The organism is Streptomyces sp. NPDC058457, from assembly GCF_042720695.1.
Taxonomy (GTDB): domain Bacteria; phylum Actinomycetota; class Actinomycetes; order Streptomycetales; family Streptomycetaceae; genus Streptomyces.
Genome location: NZ_JBHXLU010000012.1, coordinates 121,432 through 142,237, shown reverse-complemented (window position 1 = coordinate 142,237; position 20,806 = coordinate 121,432). Strand labels below are relative to the sequence as shown.

At 70.5% G+C, this 20,806-nt stretch carries 18 protein-coding genes and 5 tRNA genes; 5 read left to right on the top strand and 18 right to left on the bottom strand.

Features of this window, described 5'->3' with window-relative positions; translation table 11 throughout:
• From ACFWPS_RS13315 to ACFWPS_RS13305, 3 genes are read right to left on the bottom strand one after another with little or no spacing between them, the layout of a single operon-like run.
• On the bottom strand, positions 1-1,158 hold the full coding sequence (locus tag ACFWPS_RS13315; protein ID WP_383704269.1) for a D-alanine--D-alanine ligase family protein: 1,158 nt from the start codon (positions 1,156-1,158) through the stop codon (positions 1-3).
• Between the two features lie 59 nt (positions 1,159-1,217).
• Positions 1,218-2,228, bottom strand: coding sequence for an NAD(P)H-dependent glycerol-3-phosphate dehydrogenase (locus ACFWPS_RS13310; protein ID WP_383704267.1), 1,011 nt, complete (start codon positions 2,226-2,228; stop codon positions 1,218-1,220).
• Positions 2,225-2,989: a lysophospholipid acyltransferase family protein gene (locus tag ACFWPS_RS13305; protein ID WP_383704265.1), complete on the bottom strand. Its 765-nt coding sequence runs from the start codon at positions 2,987-2,989 to the stop codon at positions 2,225-2,227. Before ACFWPS_RS13305 ends, ACFWPS_RS13310 begins: the two co-directional genes overlap by 4 nt.
• Positions 2,990-3,144: 155 nt before the next feature.
• Between ACFWPS_RS13305 and cofC the strand changes: the two genes are divergently transcribed.
• Both cofC and ACFWPS_RS13295 read left to right on the top strand, forming a co-directional pair.
• Positions 3,145-3,783 (top strand): 2-phospho-L-lactate guanylyltransferase, encoded by a 639-nt coding sequence (gene cofC, locus ACFWPS_RS13300; RefSeq protein WP_383704263.1) that lies wholly within the window; start codon positions 3,145-3,147, stop codon positions 3,781-3,783.
• Positions 3,784-3,792: 9 nt separating this feature from the next.
• The gene (locus tag ACFWPS_RS13295) at positions 3,793-3,996 is read left to right on the top strand and encodes a hypothetical protein (protein ID WP_383704261.1); all 204 of its coding nucleotides are present in this window, start codon (positions 3,793-3,795) and stop codon (positions 3,994-3,996) included.
• A 146-nt stretch (positions 3,997-4,142) separates the two neighbouring features.
• On the opposite strand, the gene ACFWPS_RS13290 is transcribed toward ACFWPS_RS13295, so the two are convergent.
• The 4 genes from ACFWPS_RS13290 to leuC all read right to left on the bottom strand — a co-directional run bounded on the left by ACFWPS_RS13290 (position 4,143) and on the right by leuC (position 7,458).
• Positions 4,143-4,769, bottom strand: coding sequence for an HU family DNA-binding protein (locus ACFWPS_RS13290; RefSeq protein WP_383704259.1), 627 nt, complete (start codon positions 4,767-4,769; stop codon positions 4,143-4,145).
• Between the two features lie 140 nt (positions 4,770-4,909).
• Positions 4,910-5,140 carry a hypothetical protein gene (locus tag ACFWPS_RS13285; protein WP_089098538.1) on the bottom strand — a complete coding sequence of 77 codons (231 nt, stop codon included), beginning with the start codon at positions 5,138-5,140 and terminating at the stop codon, positions 4,910-4,912.
• Between the two features lie 287 nt (positions 5,141-5,427).
• Positions 5,428-6,021 carry a 3-isopropylmalate dehydratase small subunit gene (gene leuD, locus ACFWPS_RS13280; RefSeq protein ID WP_383704257.1) on the bottom strand — a complete coding sequence of 198 codons (594 nt, stop codon included), beginning with the start codon at positions 6,019-6,021 and terminating at the stop codon, positions 5,428-5,430.
• A 6-nt stretch (positions 6,022-6,027) separates the two neighbouring features.
• Positions 6,028-7,458: a 3-isopropylmalate dehydratase large subunit gene (gene leuC, locus ACFWPS_RS13275; RefSeq protein ID WP_089098540.1), complete on the bottom strand. Its 1,431-nt coding sequence runs from the start codon at positions 7,456-7,458 to the stop codon at positions 6,028-6,030.
• 205 nt (positions 7,459-7,663) lie between these two features.
• On the opposite strand from leuC, the gene ndgR reads away from it, so the two are divergent.
• The gene (gene ndgR / locus ACFWPS_RS13270; RefSeq protein ID WP_089098541.1) at positions 7,664-8,380 is read left to right on the top strand and encodes an IclR family transcriptional regulator NdgR; all 717 of its coding nucleotides are present in this window, start codon (positions 7,664-7,666) and stop codon (positions 8,378-8,380) included.
• A gap of 242 nt (positions 8,381-8,622) precedes the next feature.
• Here the strand turns inward: ndgR and ACFWPS_RS13265 are convergent, their stop codons facing one another.
• On the bottom strand, positions 8,623-9,123 hold the full coding sequence (locus ACFWPS_RS13265; RefSeq protein WP_383704255.1) for a DUF4188 domain-containing protein: 501 nt from the start codon (positions 9,121-9,123) through the stop codon (positions 8,623-8,625).
• Positions 9,124-9,215: 92 nt separating this feature from the next.
• Here ACFWPS_RS13265 and ACFWPS_RS13260 point away from each other — a divergent pair, with 92 nt between their 5' ends.
• Positions 9,216-9,860 carry a MerR family transcriptional regulator gene (locus ACFWPS_RS13260; RefSeq protein ID WP_217547515.1) on the top strand — a complete coding sequence of 215 codons (645 nt, stop codon included), beginning with the start codon at positions 9,216-9,218 and terminating at the stop codon, positions 9,858-9,860.
• A 68-nt stretch (positions 9,861-9,928) separates the two neighbouring features.
• Here ACFWPS_RS13260 and ACFWPS_RS13255 read toward each other — a convergent pair.
• The 10 genes from ACFWPS_RS13255 to ACFWPS_RS13210 form a co-directional block, all read right to left on the bottom strand.
• Positions 9,929-10,001 (bottom strand) — tRNA-Glu (locus tag ACFWPS_RS13255).
• 27 nt (positions 10,002-10,028) lie between these two features.
• Positions 10,029-10,100, bottom strand: a tRNA-Gln gene (locus ACFWPS_RS13250).
• 20 nt (positions 10,101-10,120) lie between these two features.
• Positions 10,121-10,193: transfer RNA gene (locus ACFWPS_RS13245), tRNA-Glu, on the bottom strand.
• A gap of 28 nt (positions 10,194-10,221) precedes the next feature.
• Positions 10,222-10,294 (bottom strand) — tRNA-Glu (locus ACFWPS_RS13240).
• Positions 10,295-10,315: 21 nt separating this feature from the next.
• Positions 10,316-10,387: transfer RNA gene (locus ACFWPS_RS13235), tRNA-Gln, on the bottom strand.
• A 91-nt stretch (positions 10,388-10,478) separates the two neighbouring features.
• On the bottom strand, positions 10,479-11,234 hold the full coding sequence (locus ACFWPS_RS13230; RefSeq protein WP_383704253.1) for an HAD family hydrolase: 756 nt from the start codon (positions 11,232-11,234) through the stop codon (positions 10,479-10,481).
• Positions 11,235-11,261: 27 nt separating this feature from the next.
• Positions 11,262-13,511, bottom strand: a complete 2,250-nt coding sequence (locus tag ACFWPS_RS13225) for a hypothetical protein (RefSeq protein WP_383704251.1) — start codon at positions 13,509-13,511, stop codon at positions 11,262-11,264.
• Between the two features lie 215 nt (positions 13,512-13,726).
• Entirely contained in the window at positions 13,727-15,211 is a 1,485-nt protein-coding gene (gene gltX, locus ACFWPS_RS13220; RefSeq protein ID WP_383704249.1) for a glutamate--tRNA ligase, read from the bottom strand.
• A complete protein-coding gene (locus ACFWPS_RS13215) occupies positions 15,204-15,989 on the bottom strand; it encodes a fumarylacetoacetate hydrolase family protein (RefSeq protein ID WP_383704247.1) in 786 nt (261 codons plus the stop codon). Before ACFWPS_RS13215 ends, gltX begins: the two co-directional genes overlap by 8 nt.
• A gap of 124 nt (positions 15,990-16,113) precedes the next feature.
• On the bottom strand, positions 16,114-16,302 hold the full coding sequence (locus ACFWPS_RS13210; RefSeq protein ID WP_217547523.1) for a hypothetical protein: 189 nt from the start codon (positions 16,300-16,302) through the stop codon (positions 16,114-16,116).
• 569 nt (positions 16,303-16,871) lie between these two features.
• Between ACFWPS_RS13210 and ACFWPS_RS13205 the strand changes: the two genes are divergently transcribed.
• On the top strand, positions 16,872-20,804 hold the full coding sequence (locus ACFWPS_RS13205; protein ID WP_383704245.1) for a nitrate- and nitrite sensing domain-containing protein: 3,933 nt from the start codon (positions 16,872-16,874) through the stop codon (positions 20,802-20,804).
• Positions 20,805-20,806: the final 2 nt, after the last annotated feature.

Here is a 20,806-nt window from a genome sequence, read left to right as displayed (position 1 = left end):
CTAGCGAAGCCCTGTCGAACGGTTCAGGGCTGCCTGGATCAGGCGGTCGATCAGGTCCGGGTAGGCGATGCCGGTCGCCTGCCACATCTGGGGGTACATCGAGATCGGGGTGAAGCCCGGCATGGTGTTGATCTCGTTGATGACGAAGTCGCCGTCCTCCGTGAGGAAGAAGTCGGCGCGGACCAGGCCCTCGCAGGACGCGGCCTCGAAGGCGTCCACCGCGAGTTTCTGGACCTCGGCGGTCTCCTCGGGGGTGAGGGGGGCCGGGACGATGCCGGGGGTGGAGTCGATGTACTTGGCGTCGAAGTCGTAGTACGCGTGCTCGGAGGGCGGCGGGATCTCGGCCGGGACCGAGGCGCGCGGGCCGTCCTCGAACTCCAGGACGCCGACCTCGATCTCACGGCCGCGGATGCCCGCCTCGACGAGGATCTTCGGGTCGTGGGACTGGGCCTCGGCGATCGCCTCGTCCAGGCCGGACAGGTCGTCGACCTTGGTGATGCCGATCGACGAACCCGCGCGCGCGGGCTTCACGAACAGCGGCCAGCCGTGCTCGCCGGCGAAGTCGACGATCCGCTTGCGGGCGGCGGACTCCTCCTGCTGCCACTCGCGGGGGCGGATCACCAGGTACGGGCCGACGGCGAGACCGAAGGAGGTGAACACCCGCTTCATGTACTCCTTGTCCTGGCCGACGGCCGAGGCGAGCACGCCCGAGCCGACGTACGGGACACCGGAGAGCTCCAGGAGGCCCTGCAGGGTGCCGTCCTCGCCGTACGGGCCGTGCAGCATCGGGAAGACCACGTCGACCTCGCCGAGCGCCTTGGGCACCGAGCCGGGCTCGCTGTAGACGACCTCGCGGCTGGCGGGGTCGACGGGGAGCACCACGCCGCCCTCGGTCGACTCGGCGAGGTCGCCGACCTCGGGGGTGCGTCGCTCGGCGATGGCCATGCGTTCGGGCTCGTCGGCCGTGAGCACCCAGCGGCCTTCCCTGGTGATGCCGATCGGCAGGACGTCGTACTTCGTCCGGTCGATGGCGCTCAGGACGGCTCCGGCGGTGACCGTGGAGATCCCGTGCTCGGAGCTGCGGCCGCCGAAGACGACGGCCACGCGCGGCTTGCGAGCGGGCTGCTCAGGGCTCTGGGGGAGGTTCTGGGTGCTCATATCGCGTTGAGAGTACCCGGTGGTAGGGCCCCGAGGCAGCGTCGGCAGGGCGGGTTCGCTCAGCGTCGCTCGGGCTTCGCGCTGCGCGACATCAGCTCCTTGAGGGCGACCACCGGCGGCTTGCCCTCGTGCACGATGTCGACGACCGTCTCGGTGATCGGCATCTCCACGCCGTGCCGGCGGGCCAGATCGGCCACCGACTCGCAGGACTTGACGCCCTCGGCGGTCTGCTTGGTGACCGCGATGGTCTCCTCCAGGGTCATGCCCTTGCCGAGGTTGGTGCCGAAGGTGTGGTTGCGGGAGAGCGGGGAGGAGCAGGTGGCCACCAGGTCGCCGAGCCCGGCGAGTCCCGAGAAGGTCAGCGGGTCGGCGCCGAGGGCGATGCCGAGCCGCGCGGTCTCCGCGAGACCGCGCGTGATGAGCGAACCCTTGGCGTTGTCCCCGAGCCCCATGCCGTCGGCGATGCCCACGGCGAGGCCGATGACGTTCTTCACCGAGCCGCCCAGCTCGCACCCGACCACGTCGGTCTCGGTGTACGGCCGGAAGTACGGCGTGTGGCAGGCGGCCTGGAGCCGCTGGGCGACCGTCTCGTCGGTACAGGCGACCACGGCGGCGGCCGGCATGCGGGCCGCGATCTCCCGGGCGAGGTTGGGGCCGGTGACGACGGCGACGCGGTCCGCGCCGACCTTGGTGACGTCCTGGATGACCTCGCTCATCCGCATGACGGTGCCGAGTTCGACACCCTTCATGAGGGACACGAGGACCGTCTCGGGCGCGAGCAGCGGCGTCCATTCGGCGAGGTTGGCCCGCATCGTCTGGGAGGGCACCGACAGGAACGTGAAGTCGGCGCCGGCGGCCGCCTCGGCGGGGTCGGTCGTGGCCCGCAGGTTCTCGGGGAGTTCCACGCCCGGCAGATAGTCGGGGTTGGTACGGCCGGAGTTGACGGCCTCGGCCACCTCCGCCCGCCGCGCCCACAGGGTGACCTCGCACCCCGCGTCGGCGAGCACCATCCCGAAGGCCGTACCCCACGAACCCGCGCTGAAGACCGCCGCCTTGGCAGGCTTGCTCACTTGCCGCTCTCCTCTTCCAGACCGCTCTGCGCACGCGTCCGGCGCCGCTGCTCGATCCGCACCTGGCGTGGATCGTAGGGGGTCTCGGGAGCCTTCTCGCCGCGGATCTCCTCCAGCTGGCGGGTGATGGCCGCCATGATGACCTCGGTCGCCTCCTTGAGGACGTCCTGGGTCATCTCCTTGTCGTAGAAGCGGGTGAGATCGACCGGCGGGCCCGCGAGCACGTGGTGCGTCTTGCGGGGCAGCAGGCTCAGCTTCTTCGCGTACGGCGGGAGCACCTCGTTGGCGCCCCACTGGGCGACCGGGATCACCGGGCACTTGGTCTGCAGGGCGACCCGGGCGGCACCGGTCTTGGCGGTCATGGGCCACTGGTCCGGGTCGCGGGTGATCGTTCCCTCAGGGTAGAAGGCGACGCACTCGCCGCGCTCCACGGCGTCGATCGCGGCACGGAAGGCGCTGAGCGCGTCGGTGGACTCGCGGTAGACGGGGATCTGGCCGGTGCCCCGCATGGCGGCACCGATGAATCCCTTCTTGAAAAGCCCGCTCTTCGCGAGGAATCTCGGAACGCGGCCGGTGTTGTACTGATAGTGGGCGTACGCGAAGGGGTCGATGTGGGAATTGTGGTTCACCGCGGTGATAAATCCGCCCTCGGCCGGAATGTTCTCCATTCCGCGCCAGTCCCGCTTGATCAGAACCACCAGCGGAGGTTTGCAGAGAACCGCAGCGAAGCGGTACCAGAAGCCGATTCTCCGGCGGGGCACGCGGACACCTTCCTCTAGGACTTCTTCCCGGCCTGGGATCGGGAAGAAGTGTGGCCCCGGCCCGCCGGCCTGTCGAGAACACCGTACGCCTCGGCATCGCGACCACCCCGTGAGCCCGGGTGACAATGAGGCAACAAGGGAGGGACGGTACGACGGTGCAGTGGACCTTGGTCATACCCCTCAAGCCGCTGGCTCGGGCCAAGAGCAGGCTCGCGGACACCGCGGCGGACGGTTTGCGTCCGTCACTGGCTCTCGCCTTCGCCCAGGACACCGTGGCCGCGGCGCTGGCCTGCCAGGCCGTGAAGGATGTGGCGGTCGTCACGGACGACGAGCTGGCCGGGCGCGAGCTGTCGGCGCTGGGCGCGCGCATCGTCCCGGACACGCCGGCGAGCGGCCTGAACGCGGCGCTGCGGCACGGCGTGGCGGCCGTCCGGGCATCGCGTCCGGAAAGCCCCGTGGCGGCCCTGAACGCCGACCTGCCGGCGGTGCGCCCGCTGGAATTGGCCCGGGTGCTCGATGCGGCCGCGGAATTCCCGCGCGCTTTTCTCCCGGACGCGGCGGCAATCGGCACCACCCTGTTGGCGGCGACCCCCGGTCATGAATTGGCGCCCGCATTCGGCCTGGATTCCCGCGCCCGCCACGCCGCCTCGGGCGCCGAGGAACTGCGACTGGTGGGCGTGGATTCGGTACGCCAGGACGTGGACACCGGCGCCGACCTGCGAGCGGCCCTGGCCCTGGGCGTGGGCCCCCGCACGGCCACGGTGGCGGCCCGCCTGCTGATCCCGGACCAGTAGGCTGCGCTCATGCAGGCGACCGCATACACGTACGACCCCGAGACCCGCAGTGGCCAGGTGCTGCTGGACGACGGGACCCCGGTGCCCTTCGACGGCCCGGCGTTCGAGGCGGGGGGCCTGAGGCTGCTGCGCCCCGGACAACGGGTACGGATCGAAACGGAGGGGACCGGGGACAACCTCCGGATCACCCTGGTGACGTTGCAGACGCTCTGAGGTCGGAAACTCAGGGGCGCGGGGAACTGCGCGACCAGCCCCCACCGACCGGCACCCGAAACACAACGCATCTCCTGAACACACCGCGGGCCGGACTCCCCCAAGGGAATCCGGCCCGTCGCGTGAGTACCTCGACGCTCCCCGCGTCAGCGAGCCGTGGCCTTCTTGGCGGGAGCCTTACGCGCCGTCGACTTCTTGGCCGGCGCCTTCTTGGCGGTGACCTTCTTGGCCGGCGCCTTCTTCGCGGCCGTCTTCTTCGCCGTCGCCGTGGTCTTCTTCGCGGTGGTCTTCTTCGCCGCCGCCGTGGTCTTCTTCGCGGCAGCGGTGGTGGTCTTCTTCGCCACCGTCTTCTTCACGGCGGTCTTCTTCGCCACCGCAGCCGTCTTCCTGGCAGTGGTCTTCTTCGCCGCCGCCTTCTTGACCGTCGCCGAAGCGCCGCCGGTCAGGCTGCCCTTGGGCGCCTTCTTGACCGCGACCTCACCGCCGCGCGGCAGCTTCTTGGAGCCGCTCACCAGGTCCTTGAAGCCCTGACCGGCACGGAAGCGCGGCACGGAGGTCTTCTTGACCCGAACCCGCTCGCCCGTCTGGGGGTTGCGGGCGTAGCGGGCGGGGCGGTCCACCTTCTCGAAGGACCCGAAGCCGGTGACCGAGACCCGCTCACCCGCGACGACCGCGCGGACGATGGCGTCCAGGACATGGTCGACAGCCTCGGCGGCCTGCTGGCGGCCGCCCATCTTGTCGGCAATCGCTTCTACGAGCTGCGCCTTGTTCACGTCTTCCCCTTCGGAGACATCGCCAGAACGAATGTGTTCAAGCTTTTTCGCACGTTAGGCAGATATATACCGCAAATCAAACACGAAACGGGCTTATCACCCTTGTGCCGCAACGGACTCGGCCTGCTCGTACGGTCCGGTCAGCGGTCCTCTTCGGGGATTCGACCCGCGTCGAGGTCCGCGTTGAACCGTTCGAGCCGCCTTGCCGCGTCGGCGACGTCGTGTTTGGCCGCGGCCGTAATGACCAGCAGCTTCCGGGTCAGCGCCATCCGTACGCCCTCCGGGACTTGCAGTGCGCGCACTCTTGTGTGCGCTTCCTTGAGTTGGCCCGCGACCGCCGCATAGAGCTGGAGTTGGCCGTCGTGTTCCATGCACAGATTGTGCCATCTGGGGCGAGTTGTCGCCTGCGCAGGGTGCAACTGGCGCCTCAAATGGCCTTCCGGGCACTTGCGGAAGCCACGGACACAGCACTCACGTACCCCGACAACATCCGCCCTAACGTGGGAAGTTGGCAAGACCTGCGACAACGCGAGCGCCCGTTCGGGTGCAGACATGGCTGTACCCCCAATCGTGGCGATCGGGGGTACAGGCGGGGCGTTGCGGTGGCTGAAACCAGCCGTATTCAGATGTGCCGATCATGCCCGAAGCGGGCTCGGGATCAGACCTGGAGCGTCCGCGGCTTGTACGACGGCCGCTTGGCCTCGTACTCGGCGATGTCCGCCTCGTTCCGGAGGGTGATGGAGATGTCGTCCAGGCCGTTCAGCAGCCGCCAGCGGGAGTTCTCGTCCAGCTCGAAGGAGGCGGTGACGCCCTCGGCGCGCACCTCGCGGGCCTCCAGGTCGACCGTGATCTCGGCCTGCGGGTCGTTCTCCGACAGCTCCTGCAGCGCCTCCACGATCTTCTGGTCCAGGACCACCGTGAGCAGGCCGTTCTTCAGCGAGTTGCCCCGGAAGATGTCGGCGAAGCGGGAGGAGATCACGGTCTTGAAGCCGTAGTTCTGCAGCGCCCAGACGGCGTGCTCACGGGAGGAGCCGGTGCCGAAGTCGGGGCCGGCGACCAGGACGGTCGCGCCCTGCCGCTCGGGGCGGTTGAGGATGAAGTTCTCGTCCTTGCGCCAGGCCTCGAACAGACCGTCCTCGAAGCCGTCCCTGGTGACCTTCTTGAGCCAGTGAGCAGGGATGATCTGGTCGGTGTCGACGTTGGAGCGGCGCAGCGGGACGGCCCGGCCGGTGTGCGTGGTGAATGCTTCCATGGCTGATCAGACTCCAGCGGGCGTGCGGACGTCGGCGTCGGACAGGTCGGCGGGCGAGGCCAGGTGGCCCAGGACGGCCGTGGCGGCCGCGACCTGCGGGGACACCAGATGGGTACGGCCGCCCTTGCCCTGCCGCCCCTCGAAGTTGCGGTTGGAGGTGGACGCGGAGCGCTCGCCCGGGGCCAGCTGGTCGGGGTTCATGCCCAGGCACATCGAGCAGCCCGCGTGCCGCCATTCGGCGCCGGCGTCCTTGAAGACCACGTCCAGGCCCTCGGAGACGGCCTGCAGGCCGACCCGCGCGGAGCCGGGGACGACCAGCATCCGTACGCCGTCGGCGACTTTGCGGTCCTTGAGGATCTCGGCGGCGGCGCGCAGGTCCTCGATCCGGCCGTTGGTGCAGGAGCCTACGAAGACGGTGTCCACGTTGATCGAGCGCAGCGGCTGGCCGGCCTCCAACCCCATGTACTCCAGGGCCTTTTCGGCGGCGAAGCGCTCCGAAGCGTCTTCGTACGAAGCCGGGTCGGGGACGTCCGCCGAAAGCGGCGCACCCTGCCCCGGGTTGGTGCCCCAGGTGACGAACGGCGAGAGCGCGGCGGCGTCGATGTGCACCTCGGCGTCGAATTCCGCGTCCGCGTCCGTCTTCAGGGTCTTCCAGTACGCGACCGCCGCGTCCCAGTCCTCGCCCTCGGGGGCGTGGGCACGGCCCTTGAGGTACGCGAAGGTGGTCTCGTCCGGGGCGATCATGCCCGCGCGGGCGCCGGCCTCGATCGACATGTTGCAGATGGTCATCCGGGCCTCCATCGAGAGCTTCTCGATGGCGGAGCCGCGGTACTCCAGGATGTAGCCCTGGCCGCCGCCGGTACCGATCTTGGCGATGATCGCCAGGATCAGGTCCTTGGCGGTGACGCCGTCGGGCAGCTCGCCGTCGACCGTGATGGCCATGGTCTTCGGGCGGGCCAGCGGCAGCGTCTGGGTGGCCAGCACGTGCTCCACCTGGGAGGTGCCGATGCCGAACGCCAGCGCGCCGAAGGCGCCGTGCGTGGAGGTGTGCGAGTCGCCGCAGACGACGGTCGTGCCGGGCTGGGTCAGGCCCAGCTGCGGGCCGACGACGTGCACGACGCCCTGCTCGACGTCGCCCAGCGGGTGCAGGCGCACCCCGAACTCGGCGCAGTTCTTGCGCAGCGTCTCCAGCTGGGCGCGGGAGACCGGGTCCGCGATGGGCTTGTCGATGTCGAGGGTCGGGGTGTTGTGGTCCTCGGTCGCGATGGTGAGGTCGAGGCGGCGCACCTGGCGGCCGTTCTGGCGCAGCCCGTCGAAGGCCTGCGGGCTGGTCACCTCGTGCAGCAGGTGCAGATCGATGAAGAGGAGGTCGGGCTCGCCCTCGGCGCGCCGGACGACGTGGTCGTCCCAGACCTTCTCCGCGAGTGTCCTACCCATCGCTTTCCCTCCGGCCGGCAGACGTGCACCGGCCCAACTAGAGATCTTGAGGAAGCGGCTGCCCGTGTACCGGGCCCCTGAAGTCGTGGTTCCGGGCGTCCGCCGCCGGGCCCGTTGGTCTGCGGGCCACTGTGTGATTCCAGGGTGGCGCGTTCCACGGAAAATTGAACTTGCGTTTCACAGAGTGAGACGTGAGTATCGTTGCATGGACAACAGTAGCGGCGTCGGCGTTCTGGACAAGGCGGCCCTTGTCCTGAGCGCTCTGGAGTCCGGTCCGGCCACCCTCGCGGGTCTGGTCGGGGCCACCGGACTGGCACGGCCCACGGCCCACCGGCTGGCCGTGGCTCTGGAACACCACCGCATGGTGGCACGCGACATGCAGGGCCGTTTCATTCTCGGTCCGCGACTCGCGGAACTGGCCGCGGCGGCCGGCGAGGACCGCCTGCTCGCGACGGCGGGCCCGGTGCTGACGCACCTCCGTGACATCACCGGGGAGAGTGCGCAGCTGTATCGCCGCCAGGGCGACATGCGGATCTGCGTGGCCGCCGCGGAGCGGCTGTCCGGCCTTCGGGACACGGTCCCGGTCGGCTCGACGCTCACGATGAAGGCCGGTTCCTCGGCGCAGATCCTGATGGCCTGGGAGGAGCCGGAGCGGCTGCACCGTGGCCTCCAGGGCGCGCGCTTCACAGCGACGGCCCTCTCGGGTGTCCGCCGCCGCGGCTGGGCCCAGTCCATCGGCGAGCGGGAGCCGGGCGTGGCGTCGGTGTCGGCGCCGGTGCGGGGGCCGTCCAACCGCGTGGTGGCGGCCGTCTCCGTCTCCGGCCCCATCGAGCGCCTGACCCGCCACCCCGGACGCATGCACGCCCAGGCCGTGATCGACGCGGCGGCCCGCCTGTCGGAGGCGCTGCGCCGCACGGGCTGACGCTCCCGTCGGAAGGGGCCCGCCTCAACGCCGCGGCAGGCCCTTTCTTCAAGGAGGGTGAAGCCTTCTCCGTGGGGGACTGTCCCCACCCAGGGGCGCGGGGAACTGCGCGACCAGCCACGCACTGCCCGCACCCGCCCAGTGACCGCAGCTCCCACGGCGCAGCGTCTGCCACCACCGGCCGTCTGCCGTCCGCGACGCCGTCGTGGCTGATCGCGCAGTTCCCCGCGCCCCTAGGTAAGTCAGCTCCCGGAGCGATAAGCGAACCGGTCCTTCCCGTAGCGCCCCCGGCGTTCCAGCGGCAGCACTCCGCTCGCCGCGCCCATCCCGAACTCCGGCATGTCGAAGTAGATCGACTCGTACGCGCCCTCGGGCGCCACGTAGGTCTCGTGCCAGAGGCCCACATGACCGCGGACCTTCCCCGCCCGCTCCTTGCGGTTCACGATGCTCCACATCCCGTGGTGGAGCATCTCCGGCGAACTCGCGTACGCGTACAGCTTCTCCTTCGACTCCCAGTACTGGACGACGTAGTACGTCCGCGGCGAAGCCGTCAGCAGGACGCGGCCGAGCAGCCCCCGGCCGGGGTCCCGCGCGAGCTCTTTCAGCATGCGGAACATCGACAGCATGACCGGGAGCCACTGGTGGACCGCCCAGAAGTGGTTGATGCGCATGCCGATGAGCAGGACCACCGCGTCACCCTCGCGGGCAGCGGTCGTACGGCCCGGAATCGGTTTGGTGAACATGAGGAACGACACCCCCGGAACCCTGTCGGATAGCGTCACTATCCTTCTGTCAGTGTTTGGATAGTGGCACTTACCAAGGAGGCGCGCAAGACATGCGGCTTGCCCAGTTGAGCGAGCGCAGCGGGGTGTCCGCCGCGACGATCAAGTACTACCTGCGCGAGGGACTGTTGCCGCCGGGCCGCCAGGTCAACGCCACGACCGCGGAGTACGACGAGGAGCACCTGCGGCGGCTGCGGCTGGTGCGGGCGATGATCCAGGTGGGGCGGATTCCCGTGGCGACGGTCCGCGAGGTGCTCGGGCATGTCGACGACGACTCGCTGGGCCGCACGATCCGGGTGGGCGCCGCCCTGTGGGCACTCCCCCAGCTGCCGGAGCCGGACGAGGACGACGAGTACGTGCGGGCCGCACACCGGGAGGCCGACGCCCTCCTTGACGCCCTCGGCTGGGAGAACGCCAAGCAGCTGACGACGATCTCCCCCGCGTACCGCCGACTGGTGGTCGCACTGGCCGCGTTCCGCCGGCTCGGCTACGACTGGGACGCCGAACTCCTCCTACCGCGCGCGAAGTTGATGTACCAGGCAGCCGTCGCCGACCTGGACTTCCTGGAGACGCATCCGTCGGAGGAGGAGAAGGTGGAGGCCGCGGTGGCCAGCGCGGTGCTGGTGGAGCCGATGCTCCAGGCGCTGCACCGGCTGGCCCAGGAGGAGGAGACGGCCCGGCGCTACGGCTTCGAGTAGGGCGCCGTACGCTCCTCGCCGTACGCCACGACAAAGGCCCTCCGCCGAAGCGAAGGGCCTTCTGTGTGTACCCCCGACCGGATTCGAACCGGCGCTACCGCCTTGAGAGGGCGGCGTGCTAGGCCGCTACACAACGGGGGCGAAGACCTGCGTTTCCGCAGGTCCGAGCTGGTCTACCTGGACTCGAACCAAGACTAACTGAACCAGAATCAGTCGTGCTGCCAATTACACCATAGACCAATGTGGTTTAGACCAGTTCGTACCCCCGACCGGATTCGAACCGGCGCTACCGCCTTGAGAGGGCGGCGTGCTAGGCCGCTACACAACGGGGGCCCTAGCGATCATCCGTGGAAGATCTCCGTACCCCCGACCGGATTCGAACCGGCGCTACTGCCTTGAGAGGGCAGCGTGCTAGGCCGCTACACAACGGGGGCTTTGCAGATGAGCTCTGCGAGCTGGCCTACCTGGACTCGAACCAAGACTAACTGAACCAGAATCAGTCGTGCTGCCAATTACACCATAGGCCACTGGAACGCAAACCCCTGAGGGGATCTTGTTCTAGTTTCGCGCCTCCGGTTCCGGCCTTTCGGCCCGCTCCCCGGCGGCGCAGGAAGAACATTACCTGAAGGTGGACGGGGCTCCAAAACGGGTATCGGCGCGGAGGATCGCGGGCAGTTCGGCGAGGGAGGCGATCCGGTGCGCACCGGCGGGGGCGTCGGCCCTGGTGGCCGGTGCGATGAACGGTGCGGCGGCCGGTCCGTGGCGGTCGATCCACACCGACAGCAGCCCGGCGTCGGCGGCGCCGCGCCCGTCGATCTCCGGGTGGTCGCCGACGTACGCGACCTGGTGCGGGGCGAGTTCCAGCGCCTCGCAGGCTGCCAGGAAGGCGCCGGCCGCGGGCTTGGAGACGCCCAGTTCGGCGGCGCACAGGACGGCCTCGAAGCGGTCGTGCACCCCGAGCGTGCGCAGCTTGTGGTCCTGGACGTGCAGGCTGGAGTTGGACAGCACGGCGTGCCGGTAGCCGGCCGCGAGGGCGTCCAGGGCGGGCAGGACGTCCGGGAAGAGGGTCCAGACGGCCTCGTAGTGCGTCCGGTAACGGCGAAACCAGTCGTCGGCCTGGGCGTCGGTCAGCTCCGTCTCCAGGAACACCCGCACCCGGTCGCGGCGCTGGTCCTCGAAGGAGACCTCGCCCGCCGAGAACCGCGCCCACTGCCGGTCGGTGATCTCCCGCCACCGCACCAGCGCCGCCTCCGGGCTCTCCCACCCCGCGAGCAGCCCCTCCGTCGTCAGATGCGCCCGCATGCCCTCGCGGTCGGCGCTCGTGTAGTCGAAGAGAGTGTCGTCCACGTCCCAGACCACGGCCCTGATCGTCATGACACCGACCGTACCCCGCGGGCGCCGTCAGCCCAGCGTCATCGTGCCGGTCAGGGTCAGGGTCCGGCCCTGGCCGTCGCGGGGACGGGCGGTGAGCTTCCAGGTGTACGTGCCGGTCGCGGCGGCGCCGCCGCTGACGGTCGTGCCGTCCCAGGCCGGGCGGACGGCCGCGCCCGTGGAGGTGCCGGTCAGGGTGCGCCGGACCGTGCCCGACGGCGTGGCGAGCGTCAGGGTCCAGGTGGACGGTTTGTTCAGCTGCCACACCGGCGACCACGGTGTCGACCTGGTGATGACGGACGGCGAGTAGACCTGCGCGTCCATCTGGGCGAGCGGCGAGGCGGGGACGCCGCTGGGGACGATCCACACCTTTTTGTAATAGTCGAGGTAGGCGATCTGGCCGCCGAACCGGTCCACGGCCCAACGGCCGTTGCTGGTGCCCGTGTTCTGGTCGGTCGTGGGCAGCACGGCCACGACCCGGGTCTTCGCGGTGCCGGTGTGGACGTCGGTGAGCAGCAGTTCGTGGGTGGTCCGGTTCTCCCGCACCAGGAAGCCGTCGCCGAGGCGGGCCGGGGAGGGACCGGCGGGCACCGGGATGTTCCGCCCGGCCGCCCGGTCGTAGACCCCGGCCGGGCCGGAGGCGCCGCAGCTCCAGTAGAGGCGGCTGTTGACGGCCTGGATGTCGGTGGGGGTGCAGCGGGCGCCGGTGGTGACCGTGGTCGTGGTCCTGCCGGTCTTCAGGTCGTGGCCGGTGATCGACCCCTTGGTGCTGCCGGGCGTCCACAGGACCGTGCCCCACAGGGCCGCCGTGGTGCGGCTACGGCTGAGCGCGACCCTGCCGGACGTGGCGCCGCGCGGGAAGTCGACGATCTTCTGGACGCCGGGCGTACCGCCGTTGTAGAGCACGTAGCGGCCGGTGGCACCGGCGATGCGGCCGCCGGAGTCGCCGGTCTGCACGTTCTGCAGGGAGGCGGTGTCGAGGCCGGTCTCGATCACGTACTCCCGGCCGGAGGAGTCGGTGAAGAGGTGGACGACGTGTCCGTCGCCGAGTGCCTCCAGCTGGGGGCAGGCGGCGTCGCCCGGAAGGCAGGTGGGGTCGGCCAGGACGGGGCTGCGCCGGGTCTGGGGCCCGACCGGCACGCCGGCGGCGTCGAGCGCGAAGCTGGAGATCAGGTGGCCGTTGCCCTGCCTGCCGTCCAGGAACAGCTCGCCGCCGGCCATGGCCAGCCCCTCGGCCCGTATCGGGTCGGCCGGGATCTGGGCCACCTTCCGGGTGGCGGTGCCGCCGTCCGCGGTGGGGGTGATGCGGTGGACGTTCCAGTCGAAGCTGGAGGTGCCGGCGGTGGCGAGCGCGCCGCCGTCCGGGGTCGGGGTCATCCCCCCGGAGGAGTTCGCGAGGACGGTGCTGGTCTCGCCGGTGGTCAGCGAGCGGGCCGTCAGCGCGGGCTTGGCGCCGCCCAGGACGAAGGCCGGGTTGCCGGTGAGGAGCTGGTCACCGACGACGGCCACCAACTCGGCGCCCCAGGGCGTCATACCGGTGGGCTGGGTGCCCGGGGCCGCGTCGACGCGGATGTACCTCCAGTCGGCGACCAGCCAGCGGTCGTTGAAGCGGACCGGCGGATCGGCGGCCACTCCCGTGACGTAGCTGCGGAAAGTGCCGTCGCTCAGGTCCACGAGACCCACGGAGGTGGTGCCGTCCAGGGTGTAGACGATCGCGGCGCGGCGGACCGAGCCGCCGGGGACGTAACCGGTGGGCCGGGCACCCGCGGGGAGTCCGGCCACGGGGAGGTCGGTGGTGGAGCCGTCGGCCGCGGCGCGCAGGACGTGCGGGGTGCCGGAGGTGTCCTGGGTGAGCACGCTCCAGCCGGACGAGGCCTTGTAGGTCTGGCCCCCGGGGATGGTGACGGTGGCCGTCACGCCGGTGGAACGGTGCTGCTGTGTCACCTTGGCACCCTCGTCCCAGGTGCTGACCACGTCGGTGCCGGTGGCCAGGTCGTCCGGACCGGCGTGCGCGGGCGGGACGAAGTCCGGGTAGCCGACCCAGGTGCCGGGGCCGATGGAGGTCCGGGGTTCCCACTGGAACCCGGACGCTCCCGCCCACATGTAGTACACATGGGTCGGCTCCCACGACCTGAGTGTGACGAACCCGACCGGCAGGGGGGCCGCGGGCCCGGCCTGCGCGGGTGAGGACGCTGCGACGCAGGTCAGAGCCGCTGCTCCGGCGACGACGGCCGTGGCCAGTCTGCGCGAACGGATCACTTCGTGCCGTGAACGGGTCACGTCCCCCACCCCCTGTACCGGATGCGCATGCACACCATGCACACAGGAAACATCCAACGTCCGCCCAGGAAGCGGGAGTCGGCCGTAGGGGTTAACTCCCGGAGACGGATCGGGGACGGGTGGGGGCGGATCGGGGACGGGTGAGGGCGGATCGGGGACGGGTGAGGGGCGGCGCCCGGAGTCCCCCGGCGCCGCCCCTCACCTACGTCCGCGTGTTACGCGGTCAGCTTCGCCAGTGCCGTGTCGATCCGCGCCAGCGTCTTCTCCTTGCCCAGGATCTCCAGGGACTCGAAGAGCGGCAGGCCGACCGTGCGGCCGGTGACGGCCACCCGGACCGGGGCCTGGGCCTTGCCGAGCTTGAGGCCGTGGGCCTCGCCGGCGGCCAGGACGGCCTCCTTCAGGGACTCCGGGGAGGTCCAGTCGGCCGACTCCAGCTTCTCGCGGGCCGTGGTCAGGAGGGCGTCGCTGCCCTCCTTCATCGCCTTGGTCCAGGACGCCTCGTCCTCGACCGGCTCCGCCAGGAACAGGAAGTCGACGTTCTCGGTGATCTCCGAGAGCACCTTCAGACGGGTCTGGGCGTGCGGGGCGATCGCCTCCCACTTCGCCTCGTCGAAGTCCTCCGGGGCCCAGGGGGCGAAGGGGGCCTTCAGCCAGGGCGCGCAGCGCTCCGTGAAGTCCTTCACATCCAGCATGCGGATGTGGTCGGCGTTGATCGCCTCGCACTTCTTCAGGTCGAAGCGGGCCGGGTTGGGGTTCACGTCGCCGATGTCGAAGGCCGCGACCATCTCGCCGATCGAGAAGATGTCCTGGTCGGCGGAGAGCGACCAGCCCAGCAGCGAGAGGTAGTTGAGCAGACCCTCGGGCAGGAAGCCCTGCTCGCGATAGAGGTTGAGGGACGCCTGCGGGTCGCGCTTCGACAGCTTCTTGTTGCCCTCGCCCATGACATAGGGGAGGTGGCCGAAGGCCGGGACCTGCTTGGCGATGCCGAGGTCGATCAGCGCCTTGTAGAGGGCGACCTGGCGCGGGGTGGAGGAGAGCAGGTCCTCGCCGCGCAGGACGTGGGTGATCTCCATCAGGGCGTCGTCGACCGGGTTGACCAGCGTGTACAGCGGGGCGCCGTTCGCACGGACGATGCCGTAGTCCGGGACGTTCTCCGGGGTGAAGGTCAGCTCGCCGCGGACCAGGTCGGTGAAGGTGATCGTCTCGTCGGGCATCCGGAAGCGGACGATCGGGGTGCGGCCCTGCGCCCTGTACTCCGCCACCTGCTCCTCGGTGAGGTCGCGGCAGTGGCCGTCGTAGCCGGACGGCCTGCCGGCGGCGCGGGCGGCCTCGCGGCGGCTGTCCAGCTCCTCCTGGGAGCAGTAGCAGTGGTAGGCGTGACCGGCGTCGAGCAGCTTCTCGGCGACGTCGGCGTAGATGTCCATCCGCTGCGACTGGCGGTACGGCGCGTGCGGGCCGCCGACCTCGGGGCCCTCGTCCCAGTCGAAGCCCAGCCAGCGCATCGCGTCGAGCAGCTGGTTGTACGACTCCTCGGAGTCGCGGGCCGCGTCGGTGTCCTCGATGCGGAAGACCAGGGTGCCCTGGTGGTGCCGGGCGAACGCCCAGTTGAACAAGGCGGTGCGGACCAGGCCCACGTGGGGGTTACCGGTGGGGGACGGACAGAAACGTACGCGAACGGGAGTGCCGGGTGCGCTAGCCACGCTTGACAACCTTGTTGGTGAGAGTGCCGATGCCTTCGATGGTGACGGCGACCTCGTCGCCGACGCTGAGGGGGCCGACCCCTGCCGGGGTGCCGGTGAGGATGACGTCGCCGGGCAGCAGCGTCATGGCCTCGGTGATGTTGACGATCAGGTCAGCGATGGAGTGGATCATCTCGCTCGTACGGCCGAGCTGGCGCTGTTCGCCGTTGACCGTGAGCTGGATCGTCAGGTCGGACGCGGTGGCGAGATCCAGGTCCGTCTCCACCCAGGGGCCGAGCGGGCAGGAGGTGTCGAAGCCCTTGGCCCGGGCCCACTGCTTCTCGCGCTTCTGGACGTCGCGGGCGGTGACGTCGTTGGCACAGGTGTAGCCGAGGATCACGTCCGCCACGCGCTCGCGCGGGACCTCGCGGCACATGCGGCCGATCACCACGGCCAGTTCGGCCTCGTGGTGGAGGTCCTGGGAGAAGGAGGGGTACTGGATGTCGTCGCCGGGGCCGATCACCGAGGTCGACGGCTTGAAGAAGGCGAAGGGGGCGTCCGGGACCTCGTTGCCCAGCTCCTTCGCGTGCTCCGCGTAGTTGCGGCCGTACGCGACGACCTTGTTGGGGAGCACCGGCGGGAGCAGGCGGACCTTGCTCAGCGGGACCTTCGTACCGGAGAGCTCGAAGTCCGCGAACGGAATGCCCTTGATGATGTCGAGGACGAGTTCGTCCTGCTTGTCACCCTCGACGGCGCCGAAGGCGACGTTCCCGTCGATGGAGAACCTGGCGATGCGCACGGGATCCTTGCGCCCCTCACTGAGCCGGCTGGAGTCTGACGCTCCAGGCTAACGCGGTAAGGGGTGGCCGCCGTGGAATAACCCGGTGACCGGGTGGGTGAGTGAACGGCGGCCGGGTCCCGTACTACTCCGCGACCGAGGTCCCGGCCGGGATCTCCATGAGGATGGTGCGCCGCGGGTTGGCGGTCTGGGCGGGGAGGTCGAGGGAGTGCTCGGGCAGCTCGGGGGTCTGCAGTTCCTCGGCGTCCTTGAGGTGGGCGAGGGTGGTGCGCCGGGGGTTGGCTATGTTACGGAACATCATCGTCGTCTTCACGGTTGCAGTGGACCCCGTCGTGTGTGGGTTGGCAGAGACTTCCCTCTTGTAAAGCGCCAGGCTAAACATCGAATTCCCGGCCGAAGCCGCCAAGAGGCCTGGATCCACATGTGAGTTTGCTCACGGCACCATGGGCAAAGCGGTCATATCCGGCCGGTAAGTCACCGCAACGAAACGGACATTGACGAACTGAACCTGTCATTCCGCTCCTGATCATGGCGACTGGGACACGGCCCGCACACCGGCGACTGACAGGGATACGCCCTTTATGTACGCGATCGGCTTCCACATCTCGTAACGTGTCACTCACACGCTGTCACGGAGGTCACAGCTCGGTCCACGGCCCTTGTTGGAGATCCGGCACTGTGCTGGAATTCCACGGAACCGCCGCAGGATCGAGCCGGCGCGCAGGGGGCGCAACGCAGCGCCGAGTGGCGGCGAGACAGGGGGAGCCAGCGCCGGTCACACTCACGACCAACAGGGGGCGCATTCAGGGCGCTCCCCGTACAACGCCGACACCGTGTCCTTCCCTTCCCGGAAGGGCGCCTGGTCCAGAGGTTGCGACGCTAGTGCAGGGACGTTTCAAGAGGGATGGCAGCGCTCCGGCGGAGCCGGAGGCGCACGGCGGGACCGACCGCGGTTCCTCGCCCCAGCACGCCCAGAACCCGGGCCCGACCCCGGTCGGCGGTGGTGGTGACGGCGGTGAGCGCTCCGGGCGCCCCGCCGTGTCGGCGTCTTCGGGCCCCCAGCCGGCCACCACACCGACTCCGACGATCAAGCCCGCGAGGGGTACGTCCAACCCGGGCTCGCGCATAGCCCTGCGCAACTGGCGCATTTCGACGCGCCTGGTGTCGCTGCTCGCGCTCCCCGTGGTGGCGGCGACGACGCTGGGCGCGGTGCGCATCAACCAGTCGCTCGACTCCATCCAGCAGCTCGACAACATGCAGCTGCTGACGGACATGACCACGCAGGCGACCGAGCTGGCCACCGCGCTCCAGGCCGAGCGCGACAAGACGGCCGGTCCGCTGGCGCACGGCGGGTCGGCCACGAGCCCCGCGGTCACCGGCCTCGAGGCCGACACCGACCGCGCCCGCGACAACTTCCTCAACGCCTCCGAGGAAATCGACACCGCGAGCAAGAACGGTCAGCTCCAGGGCGTCCGCGACAGCCTCGTCGGTCTGGCCGGCCAGCTGGACGACCTGGCGAAGATCCGCAAGGACGCCTATCAGCAGAAGGAGAACTCGACCCAGACGGTCGAGGCCTACCACCGGCTGATCACCCAGCTGATCGACCTCTCCCAGGACATGGCGCAGGCCTCCAGCAACCCGGAGATGATCCAGCGCACCCGCGCCCTGGCGGCGTTCTCCACCGCCAAGGAGTACGCGTCCGTGCAGCGCGCCGTCATCGCCGCGGCCCTGCCCGCCAACGGCACGAGCGCCGGCGACCTCTCCGAGAACGACCGCCTGTACGGTGAGTCCGCCCAGGAGAGCGAGACCTCCGAGCTGACGATCTTCCGGAAGATCTACGCCGGCAACGCGGCCGACCTGCTCAGCCCGATCGACGGGAACAACCCGACGATCGAGGCCGCGGACACCTACGCCAAGCGTGCCCTCGGCGCCCAGAACGGTCTGAACGAGCTCAGCAAGCGCTCGTACCTCGACTGGGTCGACGACAGCTCGACCAAGATCGAGCAGATGCAGAAGATCGAGCACACGCTGCTCGAGGACATGGAGCAGAAGGCCCGCGAGCTGCGTGCCTCCTCCGAGCAGTCCGCGATCATCTCCGGTGCGCTGATCCTGCTGGTCCTCGGTGTGTCGCTGGTCGGCGCCTTCATCGTGGCCCGCTCCATGATCCGCTCGCTGCGCCGCCTCCAGGAGACCGCCACCAAGGTCGCCCAGGACCGGCTGCCCGAGCTGGTCAAGCAGCTGTCCGAGTCCGACCCGCAGGACGTCGACACGTCCGTGGAGTCGGTCGGTGTGCACTCCCGGGACGAGATCGGCCAGGTGGCCGCGGCCTTCGACGACGTGCACCGCGAGGCGGTCCGCCTCGCCGCCGAGCAGGCCCTGCTGCGGGGCAACGTCAACGCGATGTTCACCAACCTCTCGCGCCGTTCCCAGGGCCTCATCCAGCGTCAGCTCTCGCTCATCTCCGAGCTGGAGTCCCGCGAGGCCGACCCGGACCAGCTGTCCTCCCTCTTCAAGCTCGACCACCTCGCGACCCGTATGCGCCGGAACGGTGAGAACCTTCTGGTCCTCGCCGGTGAAGAGCCCGGCCGCCGCTGGACCCGCCCGGTCCCGCTGGTCGACGTGCTCCGCGCCGCCGCGTCCGAGGTGGAGCAGTACGAGCGCATCGAACTGGCCGCCGTGCCGACCACCGAAGTGGCCGGCCGCGTGGTCAACGACCTCGTGCACCTGCTCGCCGAGCTCCTTGAGAACGCCACCTCGTTCTCCTCGCCGCAGACCAAGGTCAAGGTGACCGGTCACGCGCTGCCCGACGGGCGCGTGCTGATCGAGATCCACGACACCGGTATCGGCCTCTCCCCCGAGGACCTCGCGGCGATCAACGAGCGGCTCGCCTCGCCGCCCACCGTGGACGTCTCCGTCTCCCGCCGCATGGGCCTCTTCGTGGTCGGCCGGCTGTCGCAGCGCCACGGCATCCGCATCCAGCTGCGCCCGTCCGACTCCGGTGGTACGACCGCGCTGGTCATGCTGCCGGTCGACGTCGCCCAGGGCGGCAAGAAGCCCGCTCCCGGCAAGCCCGGCGCCCCGGCGCAGTCCGGCGGTCCGGCCGCCGCGCAGGCCGCGGCCCGGCGGGGCAACGGCCAGGGCGGCGGTGCCGGTTCGCTCGGCGCGGGTGCCCCCGCCCCGGCGCTCGGCGGCGGTGCCGGCGCGGCCGGCGGACGCGGTGGTGCCCTCGGTTCCGGCGCTCCCTCCGGCGGCGGGCTGCTCGGCGCCGGTGCGGGTCCGCGCGGCCAGGTCAGCGGCGGCCAGGGTCCCCGGGCCGCGCTGCCCGGCGCGGGCCAGAACGGCGGCCGTCCCGGTGCGCCGGGCGGCACGCGCGGCCAGCAGGGCCGGCCGAACCCGGGTGCCGGTGCCTTCGGCAACCAGGACGCGTTCGGCAACCCGCAGGACTCCTTCGGCGGCCAGGACGCCTTCGGCAACCGCGGCCCGGTCCCGCCGCAGCGCTCCGCGAACCCCTCCGACCAGGGCCGTCAGCCCCAGCTGCCGCCGCGCGGTGGCCCGCGGGCCGAGCTGCCCGGCGGCAACCCGCCGGCGGGCCGGCCCAGCTGGAGCGACGACAACGCCCAGCCGCCGCTCTCCCGTGCCTCGCTGGACACCCCGCGCGGCCATGACGAGCAGGACCCGACCCACACGGCGCCGATGCCCCGCATCGACGACCGGCAGGGCCTCGGCGCCACCTCGCAGATGCCGGCGATCCCCCAGGCTCCGTCGACCGGCGAGTTCCCGCGCCCGGACTTCAACGCGCCGAACGGCGTGCAGAGCACGGGCTCGTTCCCGCGGCCGGGTACCACCGGCCCGCAGGACACCGGCTCGTTCCCCCGCCCGAACGCCAACGGCCAGCACGACACCGGCTCGTTCCCGCGGCCGGGTACGACCGGCCCGCAGGACACCGGGTCGTTCCCCCGCCCGAACGTGAACGGCCAGCAGGACAACGGCCAGTTCGTGCGCTCCGATGTCTTCGGCGGGCCGACCGCGCCGCAGAACGGCTCCCAGAGCACCGGGCAGTTCGCGGCCCCGCAGGCCTACGACAACGGCTCCACCGGCCAGTTCGCCGCACCGTCCTACGACGGCGGCTCCACCGGGCAGCACTCCCTGCCCGGCCGCCAGAACGGCTACCCGGGCAACGGCCAGAACGGCAACGGCCAGTACGGCACGGGCCAGTTCGAGCGTCCGGGGACCAACGGCCGCGGCATGGACTTCGGTGCGCCGCAGCGTCCGCCGGTCCCGTCCGCGCCGCCGGTCCGCCAGGAGCCGGAGGCGCTGCCGCCGGCCACCGGTCCCGGTGACGGTCGTACCCCGCTGTACGACACGCTGGAGACCAACTGGTTCCACGGCGGTCAGCAGCAGGAACAGCAGCGCCCGCAGAGCAACGGCAACGGTTCGGCGGCGTCGGTTCCGCCGATCCCGCCGGTGCCCTCCCAGCCGCCGGCCCCGGCCGCCGCGGCCCCCCAGCGTCCCGCCCAGGCAGCCTGGCGCACCTCTCCGAACGACGACCTCGTCCGGCAGGCGGAGCGTGTACGGCAGCCGGCGGCGGGCGGTGTCACCACCTCCGGTCTGCCGCGCCGGGTACCCCGGGCGAACCTCGTTCCGGGCACGGCCCAGCAGCAACAGCACCACACCGGTCCGCAGGTCTCGCGTGCGCCTGATGACGTACGCGGCCGGCTGACCAATCTCCGTCGGGGTATCGCGCAGGGTCGGCAGGCCAGTCCTGGCCCGCAGACCGGCAGCTTCCCGAGCCCCACTCACCAGCAGGAGCGTTAGTT

Coding starts and splice junctions, on each gene's coding strand:
- ACFWPS_RS13315 (WP_383704269.1), bottom strand. CDS start 1,158: ATGAGCACCCAGAACCTCCCCCAGAGCCCTGAGCAGCCCGCTCGCAAG.
- ACFWPS_RS13295 (WP_383704261.1), top strand. CDS start 3,793: ATGCAGGCGACCGCATACACGTACGACCCCGAGACCCGCAGTGGCCAG.
- ACFWPS_RS13285 (WP_089098538.1), bottom strand. CDS start 5,140: ATGGAACACGACGGCCAACTCCAGCTCTATGCGGCGGTCGCGGGCCAA.
- leuD (WP_383704257.1), bottom strand. CDS start 6,021: ATGGAAGCATTCACCACGCACACCGGCCGGGCCGTCCCGCTGCGCCGC.
- leuC (WP_089098540.1), bottom strand. CDS start 7,458: ATGGGTAGGACACTCGCGGAGAAGGTCTGGGACGACCACGTCGTCCGG.
- ndgR (WP_089098541.1), top strand. CDS start 7,664: ATGGACAACAGTAGCGGCGTCGGCGTTCTGGACAAGGCGGCCCTTGTC.
- ACFWPS_RS13265 (WP_383704255.1), bottom strand. CDS start 9,123: ATGTTCACCAAACCGATTCCGGGCCGTACGACCGCTGCCCGCGAGGGT.
- ACFWPS_RS13260 (WP_217547515.1), top strand. CDS start 9,216: ATGCGGCTTGCCCAGTTGAGCGAGCGCAGCGGGGTGTCCGCCGCGACG.
- ACFWPS_RS13230 (WP_383704253.1), bottom strand. CDS start 11,234: ATGACGATCAGGGCCGTGGTCTGGGACGTGGACGACACTCTCTTCGAC.